Genomic DNA, 25,600 nt, shown 5'->3' on the forward strand with positions numbered 1-25,600 from the left:
ATCATTATATACATTGACTACAAAGTAAAGCCTCAAAACAAAAACATCTATTAGTTTTCCTAATACCTGTGTAAGGTTAGACATGCCTTACAAAAGAATTTGAGCAGTTCCCAACTAACTGAAGTTAGGCTCAAACTGATGTCGCTTCGTTTTGAGGCTTATTTTTTTGTCACATATTAATGCGTTTATATTTAGGATATTTTAATGTATATCCAAAATTCAGCTTTTTAGATTCGTTTGAAGACAGTTTAAGCTTCCATTCCATAATTCCTTTGTCCTTATCATAGTTTGAAATACCTGTTTCAATATCATCAACTTTAATGTCTTTGTTTTGACTTATTGGAATTCTATCAAGTACAACAATATCAATTGAGGTAGGTTTGTTATTCTTTAATTCAATATCATAATTTTTAGTGATAATCTTGTTACTGCCTATAAAAGCGTTCTTTTTAAAGTCTTTATTTTGTGAACGTTTTATTGCAACATTAGGATCAACTCCCAAAGATACTGTAAGACTGTCAGTTGTAGCGTAAGGATTAATGTTGGTTGTTCCCGAATAGCTACCTTCAAAATACACATTGGCTTCAGCAGGTAAAAGATTATACTGTTCCCAATTGCCAATTTTTGCAGTTAAAAATACGTTTTCGTTTATCACAGGAGCAGCAAAATAAGAATACGTTGCATCAATTGAATACGTGTCAATCTCAATAACTGTTATGTCACCATTTGAAGTAATTGTATAATTTTTTTGAATTTCAAAACGTGTATTTGTAATACCTTCATCAATAAAATCACCATTACTGGTTGTTCTTTTTGTAGTAACTAGTATAACACCATTTTCAGCTCTAGAACCGTAAATACTTGTAGCACTAGCATCTTTTAAAATATTAATATTAGAAATACTGTTTTGGTCTAGCTGGTTAAAGTCTTTTGCGTCCATTGGAACTCCATCAACAATATATAGAGGATCTTTATCTTTTTTAACCGAATTATTACCTCGTATTCTTGTATTAGCATAACCTGTAACTACTATTTCATCAAGTTGAGCAACATCTTCTTGCATTGAAACATTAATCGTGCTTGAATGTATTGGTAAGACTTCACTTTGCATACCTACATATGAATACTCAATAGTATTGCTTTCTCCTGTAACTCTCAACGTGTAGTTTCCGTCAAAATCAGTTTGAGTGCCATTTGTAGTACCTTGTTCAATAACATTAACTCCTGGAAGTGGTAAACCATCTGAAGAAGAAGTTATGGTGCCTGAAATAGTTTTTACCATTGGGTTGTACTTGTAATTATAACTTTTTGTGGCACGTTGATTTTGATAATTACTATAAGGACTTATAAAATTTAAAAATTTAGTGTTTACATCTGGTTTTAAATTGTTTGTTGTTGGGTCGCTAGTAGAAAGCGTAAGTTTTACATCATCCCATTCAATACCAGTTGTTTGGTACACATGAGCCTTATATTGTAGATTAATTGGCGCATTAATCTTCTCAGCTTTTAAGTCGTAAATAGGAAACCATCCAGCGTTTGTTACATTGTATTTGATTATCAAATTTAGTTTTTCTGTCACTGCAGAATTGAGCTTTAAACTAATTTCACCTGTTTGTACTTTATCATCTACATTAAGTTCTTGTAATTGTTTTTGAATCAATAAAATTGACGCATTGTATTCTTTTTTTTGTTTTTCAGATTTATAAACAAGCGCATTAATTTCTGTAATACGAGTTCGGTAGTAATTAGCAAAAGCTTTAACTTTTTCTAAACTTACTGTTTCAGTATCACTACTCAATTTTCGGTTATTTTGAATTATAAAAAGTTCTTCGTTATACCCAGAAATCAATTGGTCTTCTATTTGAATTTTATCGTACAATACATCTTTTTGGGTTTGTAATGAATCTATTGTTTTGGTATAATTTTTTTTGGTTAAATAATTGATGCCATAGTTGATAGAAAGTACAGAGGCTTGCTTTAGTCCAGAAACTTGAATGCTACTTTCTTGAATATTAGGTGAGAGATTATCCAAAACAAATTCGGTTGTGCCAACAGGAACACTAACAGTAGTTGTTCGTGTTATTTGTGCTCCATTTAAGTACACTGTGACTTCTTTAATAGTGGAAGACGTGTTTTTCTTGTTAGCAAAGCCAAGAGTTGAAACTATAAAAAATAATAGTAGAATGTTTTTCATGATTGTAGATGATTTAGTTTTGTTTAGTAAAACTATTACCACACCACGAAAATTAAAACCTCTATTGAGTTTAAGGCTTCTTTCTTTGAGTATAATCCTATTTTGAGTTAGTTAACAAACAGATAATTAAACTTATGCAGTTCATAGACATTATTTACAATTATGCCTTTTTGAACAAATTTTTTAGGCTTTATATCGATATTTTTGTGCTCCCTAACACGTAACGCATACATTTACAATATTAAAATAATGTGCTATAAATCAAACTTTTATAATTGATTCCCTTTAATTATTAAAGTAATTTTTAGAGTTAAATTAGTTTTTAATTAGTTGTTAATTGTTAGAAAAAGCCCACTTGATTAAGTGGGCTTTTTTTTATTTTAAAAATTTAGATTGTAACTCTGGAGTAGGTATCATGCAAGCCTCTTGTTTGCCATACCATTTATAACGGTTTTTGGCAATAAAATCGTAAACCCAATTACGAATAAACGAAGGAACGATTAAAAACACAGCCATCAAGTTTCTAGGAAAACCCAATTGAGATGCTATTTTTAAAGCAGCAGTAGATTTGTAATACAGTCCTTTTTCGTGTGAAAACAATAAAATAGAATCTATCTTAGACGTATCTATATTAAAATCCTTTATGATTTCTTGTCCTGTATTGTTTTGCAATGCAGTAAACATAAACGTATTGTGTTTATCATGTTTAATAACATATTGAACGGAACTATTGCAAAGGTTGCAAACACCATCAAAAAGAATTAATTGTTTATGTTCTGGTAAGTTGTATTTCACAATACAAAAGTACAATATCTTACAGTAGCGAATTTAAAAAATTGAGTTAAAACACTCTATGCTCCAAAAGTCAGTTCGAGTGATTTTTTAAAAAAAATTGTATCGAGAACTTCTTTAAACGTAAAATCCTTATTCTCGATACATACCAACACTAAGTGTGACATACTCGAATTGACAGTATTTTATTATTTTTTAGCTTCAACCAACTCCAGCAAATCCAAACTCACGTTGGTTGTAAACATACCATAGTTAACGGTTGCTTTTCCTTTTTCAATAGTATCAATACTACCAATAGCACGACCATCTTCCATACGAACTCTATCACCAACTTTTAAAACAGGTTTTGGTTTTTCAACTACAACTTCCTTTTTCTTAGCTGCTTTTTTCTTTTGTCGTATAACGTTTACTTTCTTTTCAACTTCCTTTTTAACTTGCTGTTCTTTGTTCTTTTCAGCACGTTTTTGCTTTGCTGATATCTTCTTGCGCTTAGAATTTTCTATCTGTACAAGCTTAAAAAGTTCATCCATAAGTTGACGTTTGCGCTTGTTTTCAAAATAACCTTCGGCAAGTTCGTTTACCTTTTGTCCTAAATAAATCAAGCGTTGGTTACTATCATATAACTCTTGATAGTTCTCTAGTTTCTTCTGAACTCTAGCATTAATTTCTTCTAGCTTATCAGCTTCATTTTGCTTTTTCTGTTCGTTCTCTTTTAATGAACGCTCTGTCTTTTCAAGTTTACTGCGTTCTTTTTGAAGCTTAGCAATGGTTCGGTCAAAACGTACTTTACCACGTTCAATTTTCTTTTTAGCTCTGTTGATTAAACTATACGGAATTCCGTTTTTCTGCGCTACTTCAAACGTAAAACTACTTCCTGCTTGACCTAAAACCAGTTTAAACATCGGTTCCAAAGTTTTTTCATCAAACAGCATATTGGCATTTTGCATAAATGGTAATTCGTTTGCCAAAATTTTTAGGTTTGAGTAGTGCGTTGTAATAATTCCGTAAGCTTCTCTATGGTAAAACTCTTCCAAAAAGGTTTCGGCCAAAGCGCCTCCTAGCTCAGGGTCACTTCCTGTACCAAACTCATCAATTAAAAACAAGGTATTTTTATTGCACTTTCTTAAAAAGTAATTCATTTGTTTTAAGCGATAACTGTAGGTACTCAAATGGTTTTCAATAGATTGATTGTCACCAATATCAGTAAGAATTCTATCAAACAAACACACATCACTTTTTTCATGAACAGGAATAAGCATACCACTTTGTAACATAACCTGAAGCAGTCCTATGGTTTTTAAAGTGATACTTTTTCCACCAGCATTTGGTCCTGAAATAACAATAATCCTATTTTCAGGTTGCAGCTCTATAGATTGTGGAAAAGTTTTTAAACCTTCCTTTTTATTAGATAAATAGAGTAGTGGATGGTACGCGTTTTTAGCTATATAGGTTTTGTTGGTATTGATATTTGGCAACAACGCATTGGTACTTTGTGCATATTTTGCTTTTGCAGCAACCACATCTATTTTGGTTAAAAAGGTTTGGTATTGCTCCAAAAGCTCAGCGAAAGGTCGAGTAGCTTCGGTAAGTGCTTTTAGTATTTTTTCAACTTCTTCTTGTTCTTCAAACTCAAGGTTGTTGAGCTCTCTGGCGTGTTGAAACGTCGCTTCAGGTTGCATATAAATAATGCTTCCTGTTTTGCTATTACCAAGAATACTACCTTTTACTTTGCGTCGGTACATGGCTTTAACAGCAAGCACACGCTTGTTTTCAATAACGGTTTCCCTAATATCATCTAGATAATCTAAAGCACTGTAACTGTTAAGCGCACTTGTAAAACTTTGGTTTATTTTTCCTCTTACATTGTTTATAGATTGCCTTATGGTATAGAGCTCTTGTGATGCTTTGTCTTTTACATCACCAAATCGATCAATAATTACATTAATTTGGTTGATTAGCTCCTTAGTAACTTCAATGTGAGACGCATGAGTGGATAAAGTAGGATAATACTCTTCAAACTTCTTTAAAAACGTGATAATCTCATTACAAACGGTTGAAATGGATACAATTTTTTTAAAGCTAAGAGTTTCCAAAACCGAACCTTCAATGTTTAAGAATTGTAATTCTCTGGTGATAGGTTCAAATCCATGATTAGGAATTCTGTTTTCGTTTTCAAAAGACGCCAGATATTCATTGGTCATGTGTAGCTCTTGCATTAATGCGTTACGATTACTAACAGGAGTAATCGCAAGACATTGGGTTTTACCCAAGTTGGTAATGCAATACTCTGAAACCTGTTGCAGCACAACATGAAACTCTAAATCTTGTAATGTCTTTTTATGAATGTTAACCATACTATTTCCTGCGACAGCAAGAAGCTTATTTATATGTAGTGAAACCTAATTTTTTAAAAGGAGTACAAACTTACATAATACAATTGAACTATGGAATTTTTTGGAGTTGCGCTTAACGGTTTTGTGTATGGCTCGTTGCGGGAAATCCGCGAGGATTTTCCGCAGTAACCGAAAGATAGCAAATTGCAATGAATTCCGATTAGGAATTCAGCCGCAATGAGCTATACACGTTGTTGGCAAACGTTTTTTAGTTAATGTTTTATTTCACAATCCGTAATCTTGTTTTTTAAGTCTAAAATCTGTTCCTTTTCTAAAATATTATTTTTTAAATCAATCATTTTTAAATTCGTACTTCTATGCAAGTATTCAATTTTATCCAAATAGTTGTCTTTTAATATAAGAGTTTTTAAATTTTTTAGCATTGACAAATCTGCTAAATTCTGTACTTTATTACTTGTTAAGTCCACCTTTTCAAGTTGACTAAAATTGTTTCTGTTTTTATTGTAATAACCGCCAAAGGAATGAATTTCATTATTTGACATATTTAGATAAACTAAAGAATTTAGATTTTCAATAGGTTCAAAATACCTCGAAGATATTTTGTTATTACTTAAATTTAAATGCTTTAAATCATCCAAATAGCTTAAAAAGCCGACTTCTTTTAGGTTTAAATCAATAAGCTCTAATTTTTCCAATTTTGTAAGCCTTTGAATTGGCGAGAAATCTTGTATTTGGACCCGAGCCAAGTATAATTCCTTTAGATTTTCTAAAAAGGTCAATGGCAATAAACTTTTTATCTCTTTGTTATCAATTTTAAGAATCGAGGTGCTTTTAATTTTTGATAAATCGTAAATCCCAATATCTTTATTTATCGGGTTGTCTATATTTTCTAAAAAAATTGATTTCCATTCTTTATCAAGATGATTCCACCACTCGAAATCAGATTTATTTGTATCTATTTTTTTTGAAACCTCTGTTGGCTTTTTTTCTGCTCTTGATTTATGTAAAACTATTTGTTCAGTCTTATCTTTAATATCGCTTATTGGCTGTTCTTTTTCTTTTGATTCTGATTTATCAAAGTACTTAAAGTACAAATAAGCTAATATAATAAGAAGAATAACGGCTTGAACTACATAAATTCCAATAGTACCTATTATTCCTATCGCTATTGCAACGAAAAAACCCATAAATGCGGTAGGACGATAATATGGTTTCTTTCCCATTCAATTCGTTTCGTTTAAATGTTTGCCAACTTTATAAGATATGGATTGTTTTAATTATCTATATCTACCGTTAAGCGAAGTTAAAGTTTTCAATTTTAGTAATCAAGGTATTACACACGTTTGTAAAATTATTTAATGCACAAATTGTTAGTAACTAATAGTTGTGCTTTTAGAAGTAAATGAAATCAAGCAATTACTTATAGCCATTGTTGGCACCAGTATTTTTATTCGTTTTCATTCGATAGACTAAATATAAAAATATAACCAGAATTATCGTAAACTTAAAAATCAGTCCCAATAAGTTCTCTCCGTTTATAAAGTAGTCCGATGATGTCGTCAATAAAGTTAAGGTCTGTGAATAAATCACAATTCCGATACAGACCAATGAAAATATTAATTGATTTTTAAAATTCGCTCCAATAACTATGGCAAAGCAAACCAGAAATAGAGTCAGAAAACTGTTTAAATATCGAGTGTTTTTTGTCCAATTAGATTTTCTTAATTGCTTTGTCAATAGCGTATTCTTTCTTATTTCGTTTTTTAATTGAAATAAATCTCTGCGATTAAATTCTGTTGTCAACTCGTTTTTTGAGATTCCGTATTCGTTAATTTCCGTTTTAGAAAAATCATTTTGAATTATACTATCAGGAATTTTTTTAAATAAGTCAGAGATAATTTTCTTTTGAGAATTGTTTTCAGTTTCTAAAGAGTCAGAATATTGGTTTATAAGTCCAATACTCATCATATCAACATTTGTTTTTTTGTATTCGGTAGCTTTTTCAATTCTTTCTTGTGACGTAAATGGTTCTTTTCTTGCGTTTTCATATCTATCCAAGAATGATGTCATTCGTAGCTTTGGCACCACACTATTGGATAGTAAGAATATTAGTCCACCAAAGATTAGTGATGCGATAAGTCCGAATTGGAAAAATTTTGAGACAGGAACTTTATCTTTTATTAATTCCGCTGTAACCAAGATTAAGCCAATGAAAACACCAAAATTAATTACTGCTGGTATTTGACTAAAACTAAAAAGTATTCCATTCGTTAGGTCAAATCCAAATTCGCTAAAATATAAGCTGATGGTCTCAACAACTAAAAACAAGTAGTAAACTAAACCACTTATTATAAAATACGATATAAATTTTCGCAGGATTTTTGTCATATTGGTGCCAACTTTATAAGATATGGATTGTTTTAATTATCTATACCTATTGTTAAGTGAAGTTAAAGTTTTCAATTTTAGTAATCAGGGTATTACCAGCGTTTGTAAAATTATTTAATGGTAACTAAGTTGTGTTTTTCAGAAATAGTCGAATCCGCCGTAATTGCAGTTATACATTGTTGGCAATAGTTATTTTTCCAATTTATTAGTTGTGGCTACTTCTCTGTGTAATTTCCATTTTCCATCGCTCTTGTCCTTTTTTAGTATGGCCAAGAAAGTATCCTCAATTTCTATCGGTTCACCTTGTTCATTGGTGTAATAAACAGAGCTTGTTCCAAAGTCATACGCTATACTATCACTTACAATAATTGTTTCTTTAGGTTTCATAATCAAACTGTCGTAACTAAAAGAGCCCACAGGTTCATTTCGTAGACGTTTATATTCTTCCCAAGTCCCACAAATAGGTGTTAATGATATGATATCTTTAGTACCATAATTCCTTAAATCAGCATAGCGTTTTTCTTTAATTGCCAATTGAAAGCCTGCGCGAGTTTCCTCAATCGATGCTAATTCGGCTTGAATATCTATTTTGGTTTCATCCATCGATTTTATTTCCGTTTGCTTGTTTTTTTCGTTACAAGAAATAAGAAATATTGTCACTAAAAGAAGTGTTAAATTTTTCATTTTATTTTGGATTTACGGTTACTTTCTAATTATTGCCAACTTTATAAGAAATGGATTATTTTAATAATCTATATCTACCGTTAAGCGAAGTTAAAGCTTTAAATGTTAGTAATCAAGGTATTACCTGAGTTTGTAAAATTATTTAATGCACAAATTGTTAGTAACTAATAGTTGTGCTTTTAGAAGTAGGCGAGGACAGCGCCATTACTTATAGCCATTGTTAGCAACAGTTATTTTATAAATCAAATTGTCCTATAAAACTTTCGTTACCTCTTTCGGAAGCATAATAGTAAAGTCCAATTATAATTTTTGTTTTATTTGATATATCAGTTTCTTTTTTCCGAGTATAAATCTTGACACTTTCTTTAACACAGTTCAACAAGTCATTTTTAAGGTTTTCATTGTCAAATTCTTTTAATACTTTAACTTCACTAATCGACAAATCACTCTCAACAGTCAATTCATAAAGTGCAAATCTATCCGTTTTGACTTCATAACCTTTGAATTCCTTTAAGCAACCGTTAGAAAATGATGTTCTTAATCCAAATTCGTTTGAAGTTTGAAGTTCAGACTTTTTTAAATATTCAAGTACTTGAAGTTTGAGTTCAATTGATTTTTTATAGTTCTTTTCCGCGTATGGATATTTTTCAGAGTTGAATTTTCTATCTATTTGTTTTGCGCCAGAACAATACCCAAAACTCAAATTTCCGTTTTTATTTTTACTCGCAAAAATTAACCATTCACTATTTTCAGGTGTATAAAATGCACAACTACTATTTAAAGCACTATAGATTTTTAAATTGCTCGTTTGTTGTCCTTTATACAGGTCAATTATTTCTATTTGAATATCGTGTAAGTTCGAATTTTCTTTGTCAGGTGAAATTTTAAGGATTTTTGCAGTTGCAATAAAGTCAGACATTGGAATTCTATCCATTAATGGAACTATTCCACAAGAACAAGCCAAAAGTTTGCTTGAAATAGTAATAAATATTATGGTAAGCAGAATTTTTTTCATAATTGGTGCTAACTTTATAAGATATGGATCGTTAAACGAAGTTAGTGTTTTAAATATTAGTAATCAAAGTATTATATATGTTTATGAAGCTATTTAATGCACAAATTGTTAGTAACTAATAGTTGTTTTTTTAATAGAGTAGTAAAATAGCTTTATTTTTAATTAGACTCCAGTTCAATACTATGTGTGGCAAATCCACTTCCAGTATTATTTTCAGCCATTCCTTTTATTACACCATTTCCTGAAAAGTCAGCATTAAATTTAATTATAGCAATCGATTTGGCAATTAAGCCGCTAGTCGAATTTTCAATGTTCAAAATTTCCATATTACCAGATTCTATAGTCCATATAAATTCGGTATCAATAGGGTTGTCATTTTTTGAGTAAAAAGTTGTTACAAATTTTATGATTTCATTAGGTAGAGCAAAATCAGTTCCATCTACACATATTGATGCTAATGTGTTTGTTTCTATTGCTATTTCACAATCGGTTACATCTTTTAAGTTTCCAATTGTAGGTTCGGTATCATCATCATTTGAACAAGATGTTACAATTACGACAAGAACAAGTAATACCGAATAGATAGTTTGTTTATTCATAATATTTCATTTTTTAATTAATGTGTTTTCTTAATAGTCTCTATAAACCTTAAAAGGTTGCTTCAAAATATCTTAAATTCTTTCGGTTTGGTTTCTGAACGTAGTTATATTTCCTGTAAATAAATTTAGTAGAGTAGTAGGATAGCTTTATTTTTGTGATACACGCAATACATTATGGACGTTAATATACACCCAAGCTGGAAACCCTATTTACAAGAAGAATTTAACAAACCGTATTTTTCTGAGTTGGTTAGTTTTGTAAAAGATGCTTACGCTACAAGTACGTGTTATCCTCCTGCTAAGCAAATATTTTCTGCATTTGAGCATTGTACTTTTAACGAAGTGAGAGTAGTTATTATAGGTCAAGACCCTTATCATGGTCCAGGACAAGCTAACGGATTGTGTTTTTCGGTTAACGATGGTATTCCGCATCCACCATCATTAATTAATATTTTTAAAGAAATTGAAACTGATGTCAATACGCCTTATCCTAAAAGTGGTAATCTTGAACGTTGGGCAAAACAAGGTGTGCTGCTTTTAAATGCGACTTTAACAGTTAAAGCACATACAGCAGGAAGTCATCAAAAAAAAGGTTGGGAAACGTTTACTGATGCTGTAATACAAAGCATAAGTAAAGAAAAAGAGAATGTGGTTTTTTTACTTTGGGGAGGGTTTGCTAAAAAGAAAGCGTCGCTAATTGATAAGACCAAGCATCATATACTTACATCAGGACATCCTTCGCCATTAAGCGCAAATAGAGGGTATTGGTTTGGTAACAAACACTTTAGTAAAACTAACTCCCTGTTGGAGCAAGTTGGGTTTGTTCCAATTGTTTGGTAACCACTTTTGGCTCTCTAAAGTCTCTAACAACTTTTCTTTTGGATTGTGCTTTTTTAGTCGTTTTGTTGCAGCTAAAGAATAGCAATAAGAAGTTAACAGCAACTAGAAAAAATAGCAATAAAGTAATTTTCATAATCATAGAATCAACGGTTTAGTCAAGCATTTAACTTGGTTTGGGTATGGGCAAATGTAAGTAAAATTTTAATATATAGAAAGTTACGTACAAAAAATGCCAAAAAATAACACTTAAGTAATATAAGTTTAACCTTTAACTATATAACAAGTTTAGTAGCGATTTCCCTACTACAATTTGTAAACTATTTCGGGATATTGAAGTTTTTTATCGATAATATTCAATTCAAACAGCTTGTTTTGAACATTAGTTATTGTTGATTTATCTATGTTTTCTTGAGACCATTCGGTTAAATTTAACCATTCTTGTACGTCTTCAAGTTTTTGGTCGTATCTGTTAGAAATGGTTTTATCAATACTAGGTATGCTCTTAAAATCAGAAGTTGTATTGTTTATAATGTCTAAGATGGTATTTAACTCCTCTAGATTATTCTCAATAAATTCATCTCTTACTGCTATAACAAAACAAGGCCATGGTGTTGGGCAATTATCTACACGTCTAAACACACCTTTATCCACTATGGGTTTAGTGGTAAATTTTTCCCACATAAAGTAATCTGCTTTACCGTCAACCAAACCTTCAACAGCACCATCAAGATTTTTAACGACCTCAAAATTTAGATCTTCTTCTAAATTCCAATCGTTATTTTGTGCATTGATATAAGCCATTAAGTGCGACCCAGAACCATATCTGCTAATTGCTGCTTTTGTGCCTTTTAAATCGTTAATAGATGTGTATTTAGAATCATTAGCTACGTGGATTCCCCAAATTAAAGGCGATTGCACAAACACCTGAACTATTTTACTAGGGTTACCTTCAACAATATCTTTAACGATACCTTCAGTTAAAATAACTGCCATGTCAATATCACCATTACGAAGTGCTTTACACATTGAACCTGTACCACCATAATAGTCTTTCCAACGTAGATTAATCCCTTCGTCTTTGTATTCACCATTTTTTAAAGTTAAATACCAAGCAAGGTTAAAATGCTCTGGTACACCTCCAATTTTTACGTTCTTCATATTCAATCTGTAAGTTTGTTAAGCGTGTAAAGAATTAAATCGTCTACAATTGCTTTTGGGTCTTCACTAAACGTTCCTGATGCTCTGTTTGCTATTATGGCATTCATGGATAATGCTTTATGACCTAATAATTTTGCTAAACCGTAAATTCCTGCGGTTTCCATTTCAAGGTTAGTAATGGCTTTTCCTTGATAATTAAACGATGCTAATTTATCATTTAATTTTGGGTCTTGAACAGGCAACCTTAACACACGTCCTTGTGGTCCATAAAATCCAACATTGGTTGCTGTAAACCCTTGTGCTGTTTGTGATGAGCTTAGTTTGTTGTAAAGTGCTTGGTCACAAGACACAATGTAAGGTCTTGATTTATGTTTAAACCAATCTAAATGTTGTATTAATGCTTCAGAAATTTCAGGATATTGCACATGTTCGCTTTCGTAAAAATGTAATAAACTGTCAAAACCTGCAGCATATTCACTTATTAAAAACGAATCGGTAGGAATTTCTTTTTGGATAGAACCAGAAGTCCCTATTCTAACAATATTTAACGAAGTAAGGTCTTGTTTTACTTCGCGTTTATCAAAATCGATATTTACCAAAGCATCTAGCTCGTTAAATACAATATCAATATTATCAGTACCAATTCCTGTTGAAATTACTGTAATACGTTTGTTTTTATAAGTTCCTGTTTGGGTGTGAAACTCCCGTTTTTTAGTTTGAAATTCAATAGTGTCAAAATGTTTAGTAACACTATCAACTCTATCAGGATCACCAACAGTAATAATAGTATCAGAAATATGTTCTGGTCGTAAATTTAAATGGTAAATACTACCATCAGGATTTAAGATAAGTTCAGACGCTTTAATAGGCATTTATTGGTGTTTTAATAAGTTTGTTTTGTTGTTTACTAAACTGAAAATCCAATCTATTTACTCCACCATAGTAAATGTTATTGTTTATTTCAGATGAATAATTAGTAGTATTTAATAAGGCTTCATGACCTTTTCTATTTAAAGAAATATGTTGCTCTTCTTCGTTGAAGAATATGGAAAGTTTATCAATTAATCGGTTAATTTGAATATCTCCAAACCCAAAATAGCCTTGATAATTTAGGGTATAACCTAAAAGATGATGTCTAGATTTTATATCGTTATCTCTCACAATAGCTAAAATATTATGCTCTAAAACACTCAGACCACTTTTTGAATCAGGAAAACGTTCTAAATGCGCTTTTAAGCAATTGCTTAAATATTTAAACGATGATTTTTTGGTGATGTAAGGCTTTAATAGGTTGTGGTCTTTACCACAATAGGTTTTCCATACAGTTGTTGCCAAATCTAAATCCTCTTCAGAAAGCTTTATTTTATTTTTATAGTGGTTTAAAAGCTGGCTTTGTGTAAGCTCTGGCAATCCTTTGAGGCTTTTTTCGCCTTCAATTCTACCAGAACACACTAAATACACAGGAAGATTAATTTGTTTTTGTTTGATTAAGCTTATTACAGCAACAAGGTTGATATGGCAGAATAAATCGTATTCAAACCAAAGGACAATTTCTTTGTAGGTATCAGCATTATTAAGCTTGTTGATGTCTTCAAAGAATTTTTCATCATGAAAATCTAGATTATACACATCGTTAAAAAAGTCTTTTCTGATTTTTAAATACTCTTTAGCATCAATACGCTCAGTAGTTGGACCTTCACAAAGCATTTCATCCCAAGTTAAAATATCACCTTGTATTGAGAGTTCTAATAACCTTTCGGTTAGGCTATCTCCATTTGTAATATGCAATGTTTCCATAATTATCCGCCTACACGTTTTACAGCAAATCCCTTGTCTTTAAGTATTTGCATTATTTTATCTCTATAGTCGCCTTGAATAATGATTTTATCATCTTTAAAACTTCCACCAACACTCAATTTGGTTTTAAGTTCTTTTGCAAGTGCTTTAAAATCTTCGGTAGCTCCTGTATAACCTTCTAAGATAGTAATAGGTTTACCTTTTCGCTTTTCGTATTTACAAATTATAGGATCGTCCTGCATCCATAGTCCATCTGCATCGTCATTGATGTCATCAGACGCTTCTGGGACATGGTCTGGAAAAAGGTTTTTAAGCTGGTCTTGTAAGTCCATTTATTAATTTTCAGTACGCAGTTGTTGGTTATTTTTTAATTAAACCTAGTTCAACTAAACGCTCATGAAGGAATTCACCTGCTGAGATATCATCATACAGTTTTGGATGGTCTTCGTCAATACAACTCTCCAATACGTCTAATCGCATTTCACTTACAGGATGCATAAAAAATGGAATAGAATAACGTGATGTTCCCCAAAGTTCTTTTGGTGGATTGATAACTCTATGGATAGTAGATTTTAATTTGTTGTTAGTGTGACGCGACAACATATCTCCAACGTTAATCATTAATTCATCAGGTTCTGCAATGGCGTCAATCCATTCACCTTTATGATTTTGTACTTGTAGTCCTCGTCCTTGAGCTCCCATTAATAACGTAATAAGGTTAATATCACCATGAGCAGCAGCTCTAACAGCTTCTTTTGGCTCTTCTTTAATAGGAGGATAGTGGATAGGTCTTAAAATAGAATTTCCGTTGTGGATGTATTGGTCAAAATAGGTTTCTTCTAAATCTAAATGAAGTGCAAGTGCTCTTAAGACATATCTAGCTGTTTTTTCAAGCATTCTATAGGTTTCTTTACCTATTTCGTTGAATTTAGGTAATTCTTCTACAGTCACATTACTTGGATATTCTTCTTCAAGTTTCGGATTGTCTTCAACATATTGTCCAAAATGCCAAAACTCTTTTAAGTCACCTTCTTTTTTTCCTTTAGCACTTTCTTTACCAAAAGACACATAACCTCTTTGGCCTCCAATTCCAGGAATTTCATATTTCTGTTTAGTGTCAACTGGCAAGTCAAAAAAGTTTTTTACTTCTTTATATAGGTTGTCAACTAGTTTATCATCTAAAAAATGACCTTTCAATGCTACAAAGCCTATTTCTTCATAAGCCTTACCAATTTCTTTAATAAATTTTTGTTTTCTATCAGGATCTCCAGAAATAAAATCTTCGAGATTTACACTAGGTATTGAATTCATTGTTTGTATTTTTAAGTAGTAATAATACAAAAATAACGAAAACATCGCTAAAATTTCACTTCTTTGATAGCTTGTTAAAAAAAATCCTGCTTAGATATAAATCTTTCAATTTTTAGTTACTTTTGAAATACGAATGAAAAATGACAAAATGCTAACTTCATCAAAAAGCAATATTACTTACGACAAAAAGAATTTAGACTCTAAAATACTTTTACAACTTTACGCTAACATGCTAAAACCACGCATGGTAGAAGAAAAAATGCTTATCCTTTTACGACAAGGTAAAATTTCAAAGTGGTTTTCAGGAATTGGACAAGAAGCTATTTCTGTTGGTGTTACAATGGCTCTTAACAAAGAAGAGTATATTTTACCAATGCATAGAAATTTAGGTGTATTTACAACCCGAAAAGTACCTTTAAACAGATTGTTTAGCCAATGGCAAGGTAAAGCCAATGGTTTTACTAAAGGAAGAGATAGGTCGTTTCACTTTGGAACGCAAGAGTATAATATTGTAGGGATGATTTCGCATTTAGGTCCTCAACTAGGAGTTGCAGATGGTATTGCACTTGCAAGCGTACTGAAACACAAAAACCAAGTAACAGCAGTATTTACTGGTGAAGGCGGAACTAGCGAAGGTGATTTTCATGAAGCTTTAAATGTAGCTTCTGTGTGGCACTTGCCTGTTATTTTTTGTATCGAAAATAATGGTTACGGACTTTCAACTCCAACAGACGAGCAATACAACTGTAAAGATTTAGCAGATAGAGGTAAAGGCTACGGAATGGAGTCGTTTATTATAGACGGAAACAATGTTGTTGATGTTTATAGTAAAATTTCAAAGCTAGCTGAAAGCATAAGAAAACGACCAAGACCAATTTTAGTGGAATTTAAAACCTTTAGAATGCGTGGTCATGAAGAAGCTAGTGGTACAAAGTATGTTCCTGAGCAATTAATGACTGAATGGGCTAAAAAAGATCCTGTACGAAATTTTGAAGTTTACTTAAAGGAACAAAAAATACTTACTGAAAAAGAGGATACTATTTTACGTGATAATATCCTTAACGAAATAAACGAAAACTTACAGTTAGCTTACGATGAAGAAGAGATTACTCCAAACGTAACTAATGAGTTAAATGATTTATTTAAACCTTTTAATTATCAAGAAGTTAATCCAAGCAGCAAAACTAATGAGTTGCGATTTATTGATGCTATTTCTGAAGGTTTAAAACAGTCTATGCAACGCCATAAAGATTTAGTAATTATGGGTCAGGACATTGCTGAATATGGTGGTGTTTTTAAAATTACTGAAGGCTTCGTAGAAGAGTTTGGAAACGACAGAGTAAGAAATACGCCTATTTGTGAATCAGCAATTGTTGAAGCAGGAATGGGACTGTCTATTGCAGGTATGAAAGCAGTTGTAGAGATGCAGTTTGCTGATTTTGTTAGTTCTGGATTTAACCCAATAGTTAATTATTTAGCTAAATCGTATTACCGTTGGAACCAAAATGCCGATGTTGTTGTAAGAATGCCTTGTGGTGCTGGTGTTGCTGCTGGTCCTTTCCACTCGCAAACCAATGAAGCTTGGTTTACAAAAACACCAGGTTTAAAAGTAGTATATCCAGCGTTTCCTTATGATGCCAAAGGTTTATTAGCTACAGCAATTAACGACCCAAATCCTGTGTTGTATTTTGAGCACAAAGCTTTGTACAGAAGCATACGACAAGATGTTCCTAAAGATTACTACACACTACCATTTGGTAAAGCGTCATTGCTAAAAGAAGGAAATGCGGTAACCATAATTACTTATGGAGCAGGAGTACATTGGGCTTTAGAAGCTCTAGACAAGAATCCTGATATACAAGCAGATTTGTTAGATTTAAGAACATTACAGCCTTTAGATACTGAAGCTATATTTAATTCGGTTAGAAAAACAGGAAAGGCCATTATCTTACAAGAAGATTCGCTATTTGGTGGAATAGCAAGTGATATTTCAGCACTAATAATGGAAGAGTGTTTTGAGGCTTTAGATGCTCCTGTTAAACGAGTTGCGAGCTTAGAAACACCAATACCTTTTGTAAAGCAATTGGAAGATCAGTACTTAGCTAAAGGTAGATTCGAAACGGTTTTAAAAGAGTTGCTTGAGTATTAACATCCTTTTTGTTGTATCTTAGTCATTATGATGCAACAAAATACCTTTAAGTTATTCTGTGTTTTTTGTGTGATTTTCTGTTTGTCTTGCAATGAAAAGGAAGTTGCTACTCACGAATGGAAAACACTCAAAGTAACAGCTACAGCTTATAATTCTTTTGAGTATCAAACCAACACCAATCCACATATTACTGCTTTTGGAGATAGTCTAAAACCAGGTTATAAATACATTGCTGTTTCAAGAGATTTGTTAGCTTTAGGGTTGGAGCACAATACACCTGTTACCATCGAAGGTCTTGACGGATTGTATCTTGTAAAAGACAAAATGAACCGTCGTTGGCGCAACAGGATTGATATTTACATGGGAACAGATGTAAAAGCTGCCAAAGAATGGGGACGAAAAAAAGTAACTATTAACTATCAGGTTGAAATAGAAAAAGATTCTATTTCGTCACAGCCTCTGAAAGAATAAAAGGGTACGCTTTTTTCACTGCTGCAATATCTTCATCAGTTGCTGTTATTGCAGTTTTACCTAATACATCTTTTGTATACAATTCTCTTAATTCATAATAAGCTTTAGTAAGTTCATCTTGTACTGAAATGTAAAAATTATAAGAGGTAAGCTTATCATTCTGCAAAGAAATTACAGCTTTTTTAGGGTTGTCAGATAAAAATGATAGTCGTTTTCCGTTGCAATACGTACAACTATCATCTCCATTATTATCTAAAAATGATTTAGCAATATCTTTTAGTTCTGGTAAAGTAACTAACTCATCTTCAATAAAGATTTCGTCTTTACTGTTTAAAACAATCCTTAAAATGTTTCGTTCGTTAATGGGTTCGCTGCATTCAGTGTTTGGCGGACAAGGCTTGGGCAATTTTCGGTTAATACCTTTATCCATTGATATGGTTGTGGTTACCAAAAAGAAAATTAATAGTAAAAATGCGATGTCTGCCATAGAACCAGCATTTACTTGTGGTGAATTGTGTCTTGAAGTTCTCATAATAAAAGGATTAGAAGTTTCACTAGTCCTCTCAAAAACAATACCATAAAATTTTGTTAAAAAGAAAAGCCAGCATGATCAAGATTCATACTGGTTTTTCTAACTCGCTAATTGATTGATGATTTCTTTTATCGTAACGTCTCCAAGTCGTCGTCGCTACTGTGCGTTGTGTCGATAATTTTTGATAAAGTTTTCATGATTGATTGATGGTTTTGATTGATGAAATTAAGACTGTTTGAATTAGCTTCTAAAACGTCTTTTACTGTTCCAAGAATTACTTCTTGTGTTCTCTAATGTTCCTGTTAATTGATTTGTGTTTAAAGTTCTCATAATATTTTGTTTTAAATGATTGATGTTTATACCTAATAGACGAGCATTTTTAATTTTTGTTACAGTACTATGTATAACAAAGTAATAAATTAACAAATTTTAACGTTTAAACAAATAACTATCAAACGAATAGAGTATAGGAGCTTAACTTAATGTAAACCAATTTTGTGAAAATCTTTTTAATAAATGTTGAAAGATTACTGCGTTATAACCTTATAAAACCTTAGTTTTGTACGAATTTTTTAAGAGGGAGATTTATTTATGTCTGAGACGCTACAAGCAGCAAAAGAACAAGAGAGTAAAAAACGGTTATACGATTATCAGTTAAATGACTTAAATCGCATTTTTGATGTGATGGATAAGTCGCCAGATAACTATAATTTATTGTATCAATTGCCAACTGGTGGAGGAAAAACAGTAGTGTTTTCTGAAATTGTTCGTCGCTACATTAAAAATCACAACAAAAAAGTAGTAATACTTACACATCGAATTGAGCTTTGTAAGCAAACCTCTAAAATGCTTTCTGGGTTTAATGTTAAAAACAAAATCATTAACAGTAAAGTAAAAGATTTACCAGACCAAGACCAGTACAAGTGTTTTGTTGCAATGGTAGAAACTTTAAACAATAGACTTAATGATGACAAGCTAAAGCTTGAAGATATAGGCTTAGTAGTTATTGATGAGGCACATTACAATTCCTTTAGAAAGTTATTTAAGTTTTTTGATAAGTGCTTTATTCTTGGAGTAACAGCAACACCTTTAAGTTCTAATATTAAATTGCCAATGAAGGACAATTATCAAGAACTTATTGTTGGTGATGATATTGCGACACTTATTAAAAACGGATTTTTAGCAGATGCTGAAGTGTATAATTATGATGTTGCTTTAAATACTTTAAAAATTGGTATTAATGGTGATTACACTGTAAAATCATCAGAAGCACTATATACTAATTCCATCATGCAGAGTAAATTGCTGCATGCTTACGAAGAAATGTCTAAAGGCAAAAAGACATTAATCTTTAATAATGGAATTAATACTTCTAAAGAAGTGTATTATGTATTTAAAAGAGCTGGTTACAATGTTCGACACCTAGATAATACAAATACTAAGCAAGAACGTAAAGAGATTTTAAAGTGGTTTAAAAACACACCTGACGGAATTTTAACTTCGGTAAGTATCTTAACCACAGGGTTTGATGAACCTTCAGTTGAAACAGTAATTTTAAATAGAGCAACACGTTCGTTGACACTTTATTTTCAAATGATTGGTCGTGGTTCTCGTATTTTTGGAGATAAAAAAACATTCATGGTTTTAGATTTAGGGAACAATGCCATTAGGTTTGGACCATGGAATCAACCTGTTGATTGGCAACATATTTTTAAATATCCAGACCTATATTTAGAAAATATTAGAAACGACGAAGATATCGAACGAGATTTTGTTTACGTTATGCCTGATGTAGTAAAAGCTCGTTTTAAAGGCGCTAAAATGACCGACTTTGACATTAAACAAGTGTATAAAGAAGTTATCCAGGAAGGTCAAAAATCTATTGTCGCTATTGAGCGTTCTATTGAGCAACATTCGCAAATGTGTATTGAAAGCAGTGAGGATGTTTTTGAAGCTAGAGCATTAACCAAGCTACTTCAAGACGATATTGCTTACCGCATAAAACAATACTCATATTGTATAATGAACAGCACGCAAAACTATAAAGATTGGCTAATGGAAGAGTACAACCGTAAGCTACGCTTAAGTTTTAATGGTAAGTTTTAACTCTTTTTTAAAATTTATCTTATTAAAAGTCGTTATTTTCGAAAATAGGTATAGTTTTTGATTTTTAGAGATAAACCCATTTATCATATGCCCAAAGTGAATCTTAAATTAGTAATAGCTTTATGTATGTTGTTCTCGTTTCAGCTTAATGCACAAGTTGATAACGAGAAGAAATCAATACCTATTCCTGCTGAAGAAACCAAGAAAAAAGATTCATTACCTCCTGATTTAAAGATAAAACCAAACGAGAAGGCATCCATTACCAAAGGCGAAAAGCACATTAGTGGAATTCCGTATAAAAGTAAAGTTGAAGTTAAAGAGTTGAAAAATGAGTTTTCAATGATTGACGACAATAAACTTTTAAATCCTGGAAGCATTTTTGAAAAACGCTGGAACAAAACAGCAGTTGACCAAGCGATAAAACCAGCTTCAATGGATGATGTTTTTTTAGGTGATTTTAGGGTTAACGGAAAATTTGTAAACATCATTTGTAGAGACCACCAGTTTCCTGATGGAGACAGAGTAAGAGTTTATGTTAACGACGACATTATTATTCCAAGTTTAGTATTGACTTCTAATTATAAATCTTTTAATATTCCTCTTGTTGAAGGATTTAACAAAGTCGTGTTTTTAGCGCTAAACCAAGGAGAATCTGGTCCAAATACTGCAGAATTTCAGGTTTATGATGATAAAGGTAATTTAGTGTCATCAAAACAATGGAACTTACTCACAGGCGTTAAAGCTACAATTGTTGTTACCAAAGAAGCTGAAGAGTAAACTTATACCAAACTATCCATTTCTTTAACTTCTCCATAGTTTAGTCCTTCAAGCGTTATAGCTCCAATTCTAACTCTAACTAATCGTAGCGTAGGAAAACCAACTGCAGCAGTCATCTTTCTTACTTGTCTAAATTTACCCTCTGTTATAGTTATTGAAATCCATGAGGTTTTACCATGTCTGTCATCACGTATATTTTTACCTCTTTCAGGAAAATCAGGAACTTCAATTAGTTTATAAGCCTTACAGGGTTTGGTAGTATAAGTGTCTTTTTTGTGACTCAAGTCTACACCTTTTTTAAGTTGTTCTAGCGCGTCGTTAGTAATATCTCCATCAACTTGTACGTAATATTCTTTTTCAACAGCTGTACTAGTTATTGTATAACTAATTTGTCCATCAGTAGTTAAGAGTAACAACCCTTCTGAATCTTTATCTAATCTACCAATAGCCATAGTGCCTTCTGGAAAATCATACAGTTCTCCTAAAAACTTTTTCTTCTGTTCATGTTTTGCACTACTCATAAACTGACTAAGGTAACCATACGGTTTAAATAACTTATAATGAAAATGTTTAACTGTATTCAAAGACATTTAATATGTATTAAAAACTCAATGCTGAAATCTATTAATAAATTAATAACATTAAAACAGGTATTCGCTTTTATTTTTATAAATTCACTAACCAAAATTTAAAGTTATTTTCTTCATGAAAAAATCAACCATTTTAATGATTGTAGGCTTGAGTTTAGGCTTACAATTTACGCATGCCCAAAAGAATAAAAAAGAAGACAAACAGCCACTTGACGAAATTGCTATAAGTGGATTAAAATGGAGGAATATAGGACCTTCATTAACTTCTGGTAGAATATCAGATATTGCTGTAAATCCTAATAATCCTTTTGAATACTACGTAGCTTCATCTTCTGGTGGTGTATGGAAAACTACTAATGCTGGTAACCATTACACACCAATTTTTGATGGTCAAGGGTCTTATTCTATAGGTTGCGTTACTATTGATCCTAACAATACTAATGTGATTTGGGTTGGTACTGGAGAAAATAACAACCAAAGATCTGTATCTTATGGTGATGGTGTTTACAAGTCTATTGATGGAGGTCAAAGCTGGAAACACATGGGATTAAAAAACTCTGAACACATTGGTAAAATTATTGTGCATCCAGACGATTCTAACATTATTTACGTGGCTGCAATTGGTCCGCTTTGGAGTAAAGGAGGAGACAGAGGTTTGTACAAGTCTACCGATGGTGGTGAAAACTGGGAAGCTGTGCTTACTATTGACGAACATACAGGTGTTACCGATTTAGTAATGGACCCAAGAGATCCTGATGTGCTTTATGCAGCAACACTTCAAAGAAGAAGACACGTTTATACCTATGTTGGTGGTGGTCCAGGATCTGGATTACACAAAACTACTGATGGTGGAAAAACATGGCAAAAAGTTGAAAACGGATTACCTAAAACTGAATTAGGACGTATTGGTTTAGCTATTTCTCCTGCAAACCCTGAAATTATTTATGCTATTGTTGAAGCTGCTGAAGGAAAAAGCGGATTCTTTAAATCTACAAATCGAGGTGCAAGCTGGGAAAAGCAATCCAACCACGTAACAAGCGGAAACTATTATCAAGAAATTATAGCTGACCCAATAGATGAGAACACAGTATACTCTATGGATACTTGGATGAGTGCAACAAGAGATGGAGGTAAAACCTTTAATATGGTTGGTGAAGTGACTAAGCACGTTGATAACCATAGTATTTGGATTGACCCTAACGATAACAAGCACTGGCTTGTAGGTTGTGATGGTGGAATTTACGAAACCTTTGATGCAGCCAATAACTGGGATTTTAAAGAAAATCTTCCTGTAACACAGTTTTACAAAGTAGCAGTTGATAATGCTGAACCTTTTTATAATGTGTATGGTGGTACTCAAGATAACTTTAGTCTTGGAGGACCATCAAGAGTAGTTACAGATCATGGTATTACAAACTTTGATTGGTTTATCACTAATGGAGGAGATGGTTTTGAATCTCAAATAGACCCTTACAATCCTGATTTGGTATATGCACAATCACAATATGGGTTTTTAGTACGATACGATAAAAAGAGTGGTGAAATTGTTGGTATTCAACCTAAAGAGCGCGAAAATGAAAATGCATACCGTTGGAATTGGGATGCTCCATTAGCAGTAAGCAAACATGCTAAAGGTCGTGTGTATTTTGCAGCTAATAAAGTGTTTAGATCTAACGACTATGGAAATAGCTGGGAAGTTTTAGGAGATGATTTAACACAACAAATTGACAGAAATACATTAAAAGTGTATGATAGAGTAGTGAGTATAGATGCGGTTGCTAAAAATGGTTCAACATCACCTTACGGAACTATAGTTGCATTGTCTGAATCTCCAATTGATGAAAACCTTATCGCTATTGGTACTGATGATGGTTTAATCCAAATCACTGAAGATGGTGGTCGCACATGGCGAAAAGTATCTAATATCTCAGGAGCGCCAAAACAGTCTTATGTCAACAATGTGTATTTATCAAGACATGATGTAAATGTTATATATGCAGCATTCAATCATCATAAATATGGCGATTTTAAACCTTATATATTTAGATCAAATGACAAAGGAAAAACATGGTTTAGTATAAGCAATAACTTACCAGAACGAGGTAGTGTGTATGCTATTGAAGAAGATCATGTTAATAGCAACTTGATTTTTTGTGGTACGGAGTTTTCAGCATATTTCTCACCAGATGGTGGTAAACGTTGGAAAAAACTAGCTAACGGACTACCTACTATTGCTGTTAGAGATATTGCAATTCAAGAACGTGAAAACGATTTGGTACTTGGTACTTTTGGTCGTGGATTTTATGTGTTAGATGATTATTCTTCACTTAGAGAAGTAAAAAATAGCACACCAACTGAAACTGCTACCATTTACCCAATACGCGATGCTTATATGTGGGAAAAGAGTTTACCTTTAGGCTTACCAGGAAAAGCATTTCAAGGAGATAACTTTTTTAGCGCTCCAAACTTAGGTCCTGAAGTTATGATAACCTATTATTATAATGACGATTATAAATCTTTAGAAGACCAAAGAAAAGCTAAAGAAAAGAAACTTATTGAGTCAAAAAGCAACACACCTTATCCTACATACAGCGAGTTAAAAGCTGAACGTGATGAAATGGAAGTACTGCTTGTATTCACTATTAAAGATGAAATGGGTAATGTAGTAAAGAAAGAGTTTGTAGCTCCAAGCAAAGGATTGCAACGTTTTCACTGGGATTTGAGATACACACTACAAGATCCTATTAATTTTAATAGTTCCGATTTTTACAACCCTTGGGCAAATAAAGACGAAGGTACTTTAGTGCAACCTGGTAATTATACTGTTGACATGCAACTGTATAAAGATGGAGAAATGACTAGCTTAGTTAACCCTGTAACTTTTAAGGTTAAGCCTTTAAATAATACTATTTTACCTGCAGAAGACCGAGCGTCTAAAGTTGCTTTTCAAAAGCAGATTTCTCAATTGGAATCAGACTTAGGAACTTGCCAAAGTATGATGAGTGAAATGAACAACAAGATTAGATACATGAAAAAAGCTGTTAAACGTTCAGAATTACCATTTGCGCAATTAACCGCTTCAATTAATGCAATAGAAAAGAACTTAGAAGCGATAAGCACTAGCCTTTATGGAGATAGTGTAAAATCTAAGTTAGATATTGACCAGTTATTAAGTCCTGCAAACCGATTAGGAACCATAAGTTATGAGCAAAAGTATTCAACATCAACACCTACTGAAACTCACAAAACAAGCTATGCAATTGCAAAAAAACAAATTGATGCTATAAAGAAACAGTTAGAAGTGATTTACAATATTGATATTAAAAAACTTGAAGAGCAACTCATAAAATCAGGAGCTCCTTATACTCCTGGTCGTGGTTACGAAAACGAAGACTAAAACTTAAATTTCAATGTCAGATAAAATAGTTACTGTTTCGCAAAAAGTAAACACTTCAATTGAACGTGTTTGGAAAGCAATAACACATAAAGACCAGATGAAAAACTGGTATTTTGAACTTGAAGAGTTTTTACCTGAAAAAGGGTTTAAATTTGAATTTATAGGTTATGGACACACAGGTGAGCAATTTAATCACCTGTGTGAAATTACCGAAGTTATTCCTCTAAAAAAGCTACAGTATAGTTGGGAGTATAAAGGTTACGTAGGGAAGTCCTTTGTAACGTTTTATTTAGATGGTAATGCAGAATCTACTACTATTACTGTAACGCATGAAGGTATTGAAACGTTTCCTGATCATCCAGATTTTGAAAAATCTAATTTTACTGGAGGCTGGAAACACATTATTAAAGAATCAATATATAACTATTTAACTAAATAAAGTTACC

General features: G+C 32.2%; 22 protein-coding genes. 7 read left to right on the forward strand and 15 right to left on the reverse strand.

Features of this window, described 5'->3' with window-relative positions:
- Nucleotides 1-169: 169 nt before the first annotated feature.
- From A8975_RS05065 to A8975_RS05100, 8 genes are all read right to left on the reverse strand, one after another.
- A complete protein-coding gene (locus tag A8975_RS05065; RefSeq protein ID WP_134198913.1) occupies nucleotides 170-2,194 on the reverse strand; it encodes a DUF4139 domain-containing protein in 2,025 nt (674 codons plus the stop codon).
- Nucleotides 2,195-2,569: 375 nt separating this feature from the next.
- Complete coding sequence (locus A8975_RS05070) at nucleotides 2,570-2,989, reverse strand: thiol-disulfide oxidoreductase DCC family protein (RefSeq protein WP_134198914.1); 420 nt, start codon at nucleotides 2,987-2,989, stop codon at nucleotides 2,570-2,572.
- Nucleotides 2,990-3,174: 185 nt separating this feature from the next.
- Nucleotides 3,175-5,340 carry an endonuclease MutS2 gene (locus A8975_RS05075; RefSeq protein ID WP_134198915.1) on the reverse strand — a complete coding sequence of 722 codons (2,166 nt, stop codon included), beginning with the start codon at nucleotides 5,338-5,340 and terminating at the stop codon, nucleotides 3,175-3,177.
- Nucleotides 5,341-5,591: 251 nt separating this feature from the next.
- Entirely contained in the window at nucleotides 5,592-6,563 is a 972-nt protein-coding gene (locus A8975_RS05080) for a leucine-rich repeat domain-containing protein (RefSeq protein WP_134198916.1), read from the reverse strand.
- Between the two features lie 193 nt (nucleotides 6,564-6,756).
- The gene (locus A8975_RS05085) at nucleotides 6,757-7,728 is read right to left on the reverse strand and encodes a hypothetical protein (RefSeq protein WP_134198917.1); all 972 of its coding nucleotides are present in this window, start codon (nucleotides 7,726-7,728) and stop codon (nucleotides 6,757-6,759) included.
- Nucleotides 7,729-7,917: 189 nt separating this feature from the next.
- A complete protein-coding gene (locus A8975_RS05090; protein WP_036119663.1) occupies nucleotides 7,918-8,412 on the reverse strand; it encodes a hypothetical protein in 495 nt (164 codons plus the stop codon).
- 235 nt (nucleotides 8,413-8,647) lie between these two features.
- Nucleotides 8,648-9,427 carry a hypothetical protein gene (locus A8975_RS05095; protein WP_134198918.1) on the reverse strand — a complete coding sequence of 260 codons (780 nt, stop codon included), beginning with the start codon at nucleotides 9,425-9,427 and terminating at the stop codon, nucleotides 8,648-8,650.
- Between the two features lie 158 nt (nucleotides 9,428-9,585).
- Complete coding sequence (locus A8975_RS05100; RefSeq protein WP_134198919.1) at nucleotides 9,586-10,026, reverse strand: hypothetical protein; 441 nt, start codon at nucleotides 10,024-10,026, stop codon at nucleotides 9,586-9,588.
- Between the two features lie 174 nt (nucleotides 10,027-10,200).
- Between A8975_RS05100 and A8975_RS05105 the strand changes: the two genes are divergently transcribed.
- Nucleotides 10,201-10,866 carry a uracil-DNA glycosylase gene (locus A8975_RS05105; RefSeq protein ID WP_134198920.1) on the forward strand — a complete coding sequence of 222 codons (666 nt, stop codon included), beginning with the start codon at nucleotides 10,201-10,203 and terminating at the stop codon, nucleotides 10,864-10,866.
- A gap of 303 nt (nucleotides 10,867-11,169) precedes the next feature.
- On the opposite strand, the gene A8975_RS05110 is transcribed toward A8975_RS05105, so the two are convergent.
- From A8975_RS05110 to A8975_RS05130, 5 genes are read right to left on the reverse strand one after another with little or no spacing between them, the layout of a single operon-like run.
- Nucleotides 11,170-12,024: a substrate-binding domain-containing protein gene (locus A8975_RS05110; protein ID WP_129760042.1), complete on the reverse strand. Its 855-nt coding sequence runs from the start codon at nucleotides 12,022-12,024 to the stop codon at nucleotides 11,170-11,172.
- Between the two features lie 2 nt (nucleotides 12,025-12,026).
- Complete coding sequence (locus A8975_RS05115; RefSeq protein ID WP_134198921.1) at nucleotides 12,027-12,896, reverse strand: nucleoside phosphorylase; 870 nt, start codon at nucleotides 12,894-12,896, stop codon at nucleotides 12,027-12,029.
- Entirely contained in the window at nucleotides 12,886-13,821 is a 936-nt protein-coding gene (locus A8975_RS05120) for a DUF1835 domain-containing protein (RefSeq protein WP_238155784.1), read from the reverse strand. The genes A8975_RS05115 and A8975_RS05120 overlap by 11 nt, the downstream gene beginning before the upstream one ends.
- Nucleotides 13,822-13,823: 2 nt before the next feature.
- Nucleotides 13,824-14,153, reverse strand: a complete 330-nt coding sequence (locus A8975_RS05125) for a translation initiation factor (RefSeq protein WP_134198922.1) — start codon at nucleotides 14,151-14,153, stop codon at nucleotides 13,824-13,826.
- Between the two features lie 28 nt (nucleotides 14,154-14,181).
- On the reverse strand, nucleotides 14,182-15,132 hold the full coding sequence (locus A8975_RS05130; RefSeq protein WP_131506652.1) for an isopenicillin N synthase family dioxygenase: 951 nt from the start codon (nucleotides 15,130-15,132) through the stop codon (nucleotides 14,182-14,184).
- A gap of 133 nt (nucleotides 15,133-15,265) precedes the next feature.
- On the opposite strand from A8975_RS05130, the gene A8975_RS05135 reads away from it, so the two are divergent.
- Together A8975_RS05135 and A8975_RS05140 are read left to right on the forward strand one after the other, a co-directional pair.
- On the forward strand, nucleotides 15,266-17,281 hold the full coding sequence (locus tag A8975_RS05135) for a thiamine pyrophosphate-dependent enzyme (protein ID WP_243832948.1): 2,016 nt from the start codon (nucleotides 15,266-15,268) through the stop codon (nucleotides 17,279-17,281).
- A gap of 27 nt (nucleotides 17,282-17,308) precedes the next feature.
- Entirely contained in the window at nucleotides 17,309-17,752 is a 444-nt protein-coding gene (locus A8975_RS05140; RefSeq protein WP_243832949.1) for a 3D domain-containing protein, read from the forward strand.
- Here A8975_RS05140 and A8975_RS05145 read toward each other — a convergent pair.
- Nucleotides 17,724-18,284 carry an ExbD/TolR family protein gene (locus A8975_RS05145; protein ID WP_134198924.1) on the reverse strand — a complete coding sequence of 187 codons (561 nt, stop codon included), beginning with the start codon at nucleotides 18,282-18,284 and terminating at the stop codon, nucleotides 17,724-17,726. The two genes, A8975_RS05140 and A8975_RS05145, sit on opposite strands and share 29 nt — an antisense overlap.
- A gap of 591 nt (nucleotides 18,285-18,875) precedes the next feature.
- Here A8975_RS05145 and A8975_RS05150 point away from each other — a divergent pair.
- Both A8975_RS05150 and A8975_RS05155 read left to right on the forward strand, forming a co-directional pair.
- Nucleotides 18,876-20,390, forward strand: coding sequence for a DEAD/DEAH box helicase (locus tag A8975_RS05150; protein ID WP_129760050.1), 1,515 nt, complete (start codon nucleotides 18,876-18,878; stop codon nucleotides 20,388-20,390).
- 87 nt (nucleotides 20,391-20,477) lie between these two features.
- Nucleotides 20,478-21,167 (forward strand): hypothetical protein, encoded by a 690-nt coding sequence (locus tag A8975_RS05155; protein WP_134198925.1) that lies wholly within the window; start codon nucleotides 20,478-20,480, stop codon nucleotides 21,165-21,167.
- Nucleotides 21,168-21,169: 2 nt separating this feature from the next.
- Here the strand turns inward: A8975_RS05155 and A8975_RS05160 are convergent, their stop codons facing one another.
- The gene (locus A8975_RS05160; RefSeq protein ID WP_134198926.1) at nucleotides 21,170-21,757 is read right to left on the reverse strand and encodes a pseudouridine synthase; all 588 of its coding nucleotides are present in this window, start codon (nucleotides 21,755-21,757) and stop codon (nucleotides 21,170-21,172) included.
- Nucleotides 21,758-21,872: 115 nt separating this feature from the next.
- On the opposite strand from A8975_RS05160, the gene A8975_RS05165 reads away from it, so the two are divergent.
- Entirely contained in the window at nucleotides 21,873-25,154 is a 3,282-nt protein-coding gene (locus A8975_RS05165; protein WP_134198927.1) for a glycosyl hydrolase, read from the forward strand.
- Between the two features lie 13 nt (nucleotides 25,155-25,167).
- The gene (locus A8975_RS05170; RefSeq protein ID WP_134198928.1) at nucleotides 25,168-25,593 is read left to right on the forward strand and encodes an SRPBCC domain-containing protein; all 426 of its coding nucleotides are present in this window, start codon (nucleotides 25,168-25,170) and stop codon (nucleotides 25,591-25,593) included.
- Nucleotides 25,594-25,600 lie beyond the last annotated feature (7 nt).

Origin of the sequence: Meridianimaribacter flavus, from assembly GCF_004366715.1 — a bacterium.
Taxonomy (GTDB): Bacteria; Bacteroidota; Bacteroidia; order Flavobacteriales; family Flavobacteriaceae; genus Gaetbulibacter_B; species Gaetbulibacter_B jejuensis.

Coding starts and splice junctions, on each gene's coding strand:
- A8975_RS05065 (WP_134198913.1), bottom strand. CDS start 2,194: ATGAAAAACATTCTACTATTATTTTTTATAGTTTCAACTCTTGGCTTT.
- A8975_RS05075 (WP_134198915.1), bottom strand. CDS start 5,340: ATGGTTAACATTCATAAAAAGACATTACAAGATTTAGAGTTTCATGTT.
- A8975_RS05080 (WP_134198916.1), bottom strand. CDS start 6,563: ATGGGAAAGAAACCATATTATCGTCCTACCGCATTTATGGGTTTTTTC.
- A8975_RS05085 (WP_134198917.1), bottom strand. CDS start 7,728: ATGACAAAAATCCTGCGAAAATTTATATCGTATTTTATAATAAGTGGT.
- A8975_RS05090 (WP_036119663.1), bottom strand. CDS start 8,412: ATGAAAAATTTAACACTTCTTTTAGTGACAATATTTCTTATTTCTTGT.
- A8975_RS05095 (WP_134198918.1), bottom strand. CDS start 9,427: ATGAAAAAAATTCTGCTTACCATAATATTTATTACTATTTCAAGCAAA.
- A8975_RS05100 (WP_134198919.1), bottom strand. CDS start 10,026: ATGAATAAACAAACTATCTATTCGGTATTACTTGTTCTTGTCGTAATT.
- A8975_RS05105 (WP_134198920.1), top strand. CDS start 10,201: ATGGACGTTAATATACACCCAAGCTGGAAACCCTATTTACAAGAAGAA.
- A8975_RS05110 (WP_129760042.1), bottom strand. CDS start 12,024: ATGAAGAACGTAAAAATTGGAGGTGTACCAGAGCATTTTAACCTTGCT.
- A8975_RS05115 (WP_134198921.1), bottom strand. CDS start 12,896: ATGCCTATTAAAGCGTCTGAACTTATCTTAAATCCTGATGGTAGTATT.
- A8975_RS05120 (WP_238155784.1), bottom strand. CDS start 13,821: ATGGAAACATTGCATATTACAAATGGAGATAGCCTAACCGAAAGGTTA.
- A8975_RS05125 (WP_134198922.1), bottom strand. CDS start 14,153: ATGGACTTACAAGACCAGCTTAAAAACCTTTTTCCAGACCATGTCCCA.
- A8975_RS05130 (WP_131506652.1), bottom strand. CDS start 15,132: ATGAATTCAATACCTAGTGTAAATCTCGAAGATTTTATTTCTGGAGAT.
- A8975_RS05135 (WP_243832948.1), top strand. CDS start 15,266: ATGAAAAATGACAAAATGCTAACTTCATCAAAAAGCAATATTACTTAC.
- A8975_RS05140 (WP_243832949.1), top strand. CDS start 17,309: ATGATGCAACAAAATACCTTTAAGTTATTCTGTGTTTTTTGTGTGATT.
- A8975_RS05145 (WP_134198924.1), bottom strand. CDS start 18,284: ATGAGAACTTCAAGACACAATTCACCACAAGTAAATGCTGGTTCTATG.
- A8975_RS05150 (WP_129760050.1), top strand. CDS start 18,876: ATGTCTGAGACGCTACAAGCAGCAAAAGAACAAGAGAGTAAAAAACGG.
- A8975_RS05155 (WP_134198925.1), top strand. CDS start 20,478: ATGCCCAAAGTGAATCTTAAATTAGTAATAGCTTTATGTATGTTGTTC.
- A8975_RS05160 (WP_134198926.1), bottom strand. CDS start 21,757: ATGTCTTTGAATACAGTTAAACATTTTCATTATAAGTTATTTAAACCG.
- A8975_RS05165 (WP_134198927.1), top strand. CDS start 21,873: ATGAAAAAATCAACCATTTTAATGATTGTAGGCTTGAGTTTAGGCTTA.
- A8975_RS05170 (WP_134198928.1), top strand. CDS start 25,168: ATGTCAGATAAAATAGTTACTGTTTCGCAAAAAGTAAACACTTCAATT.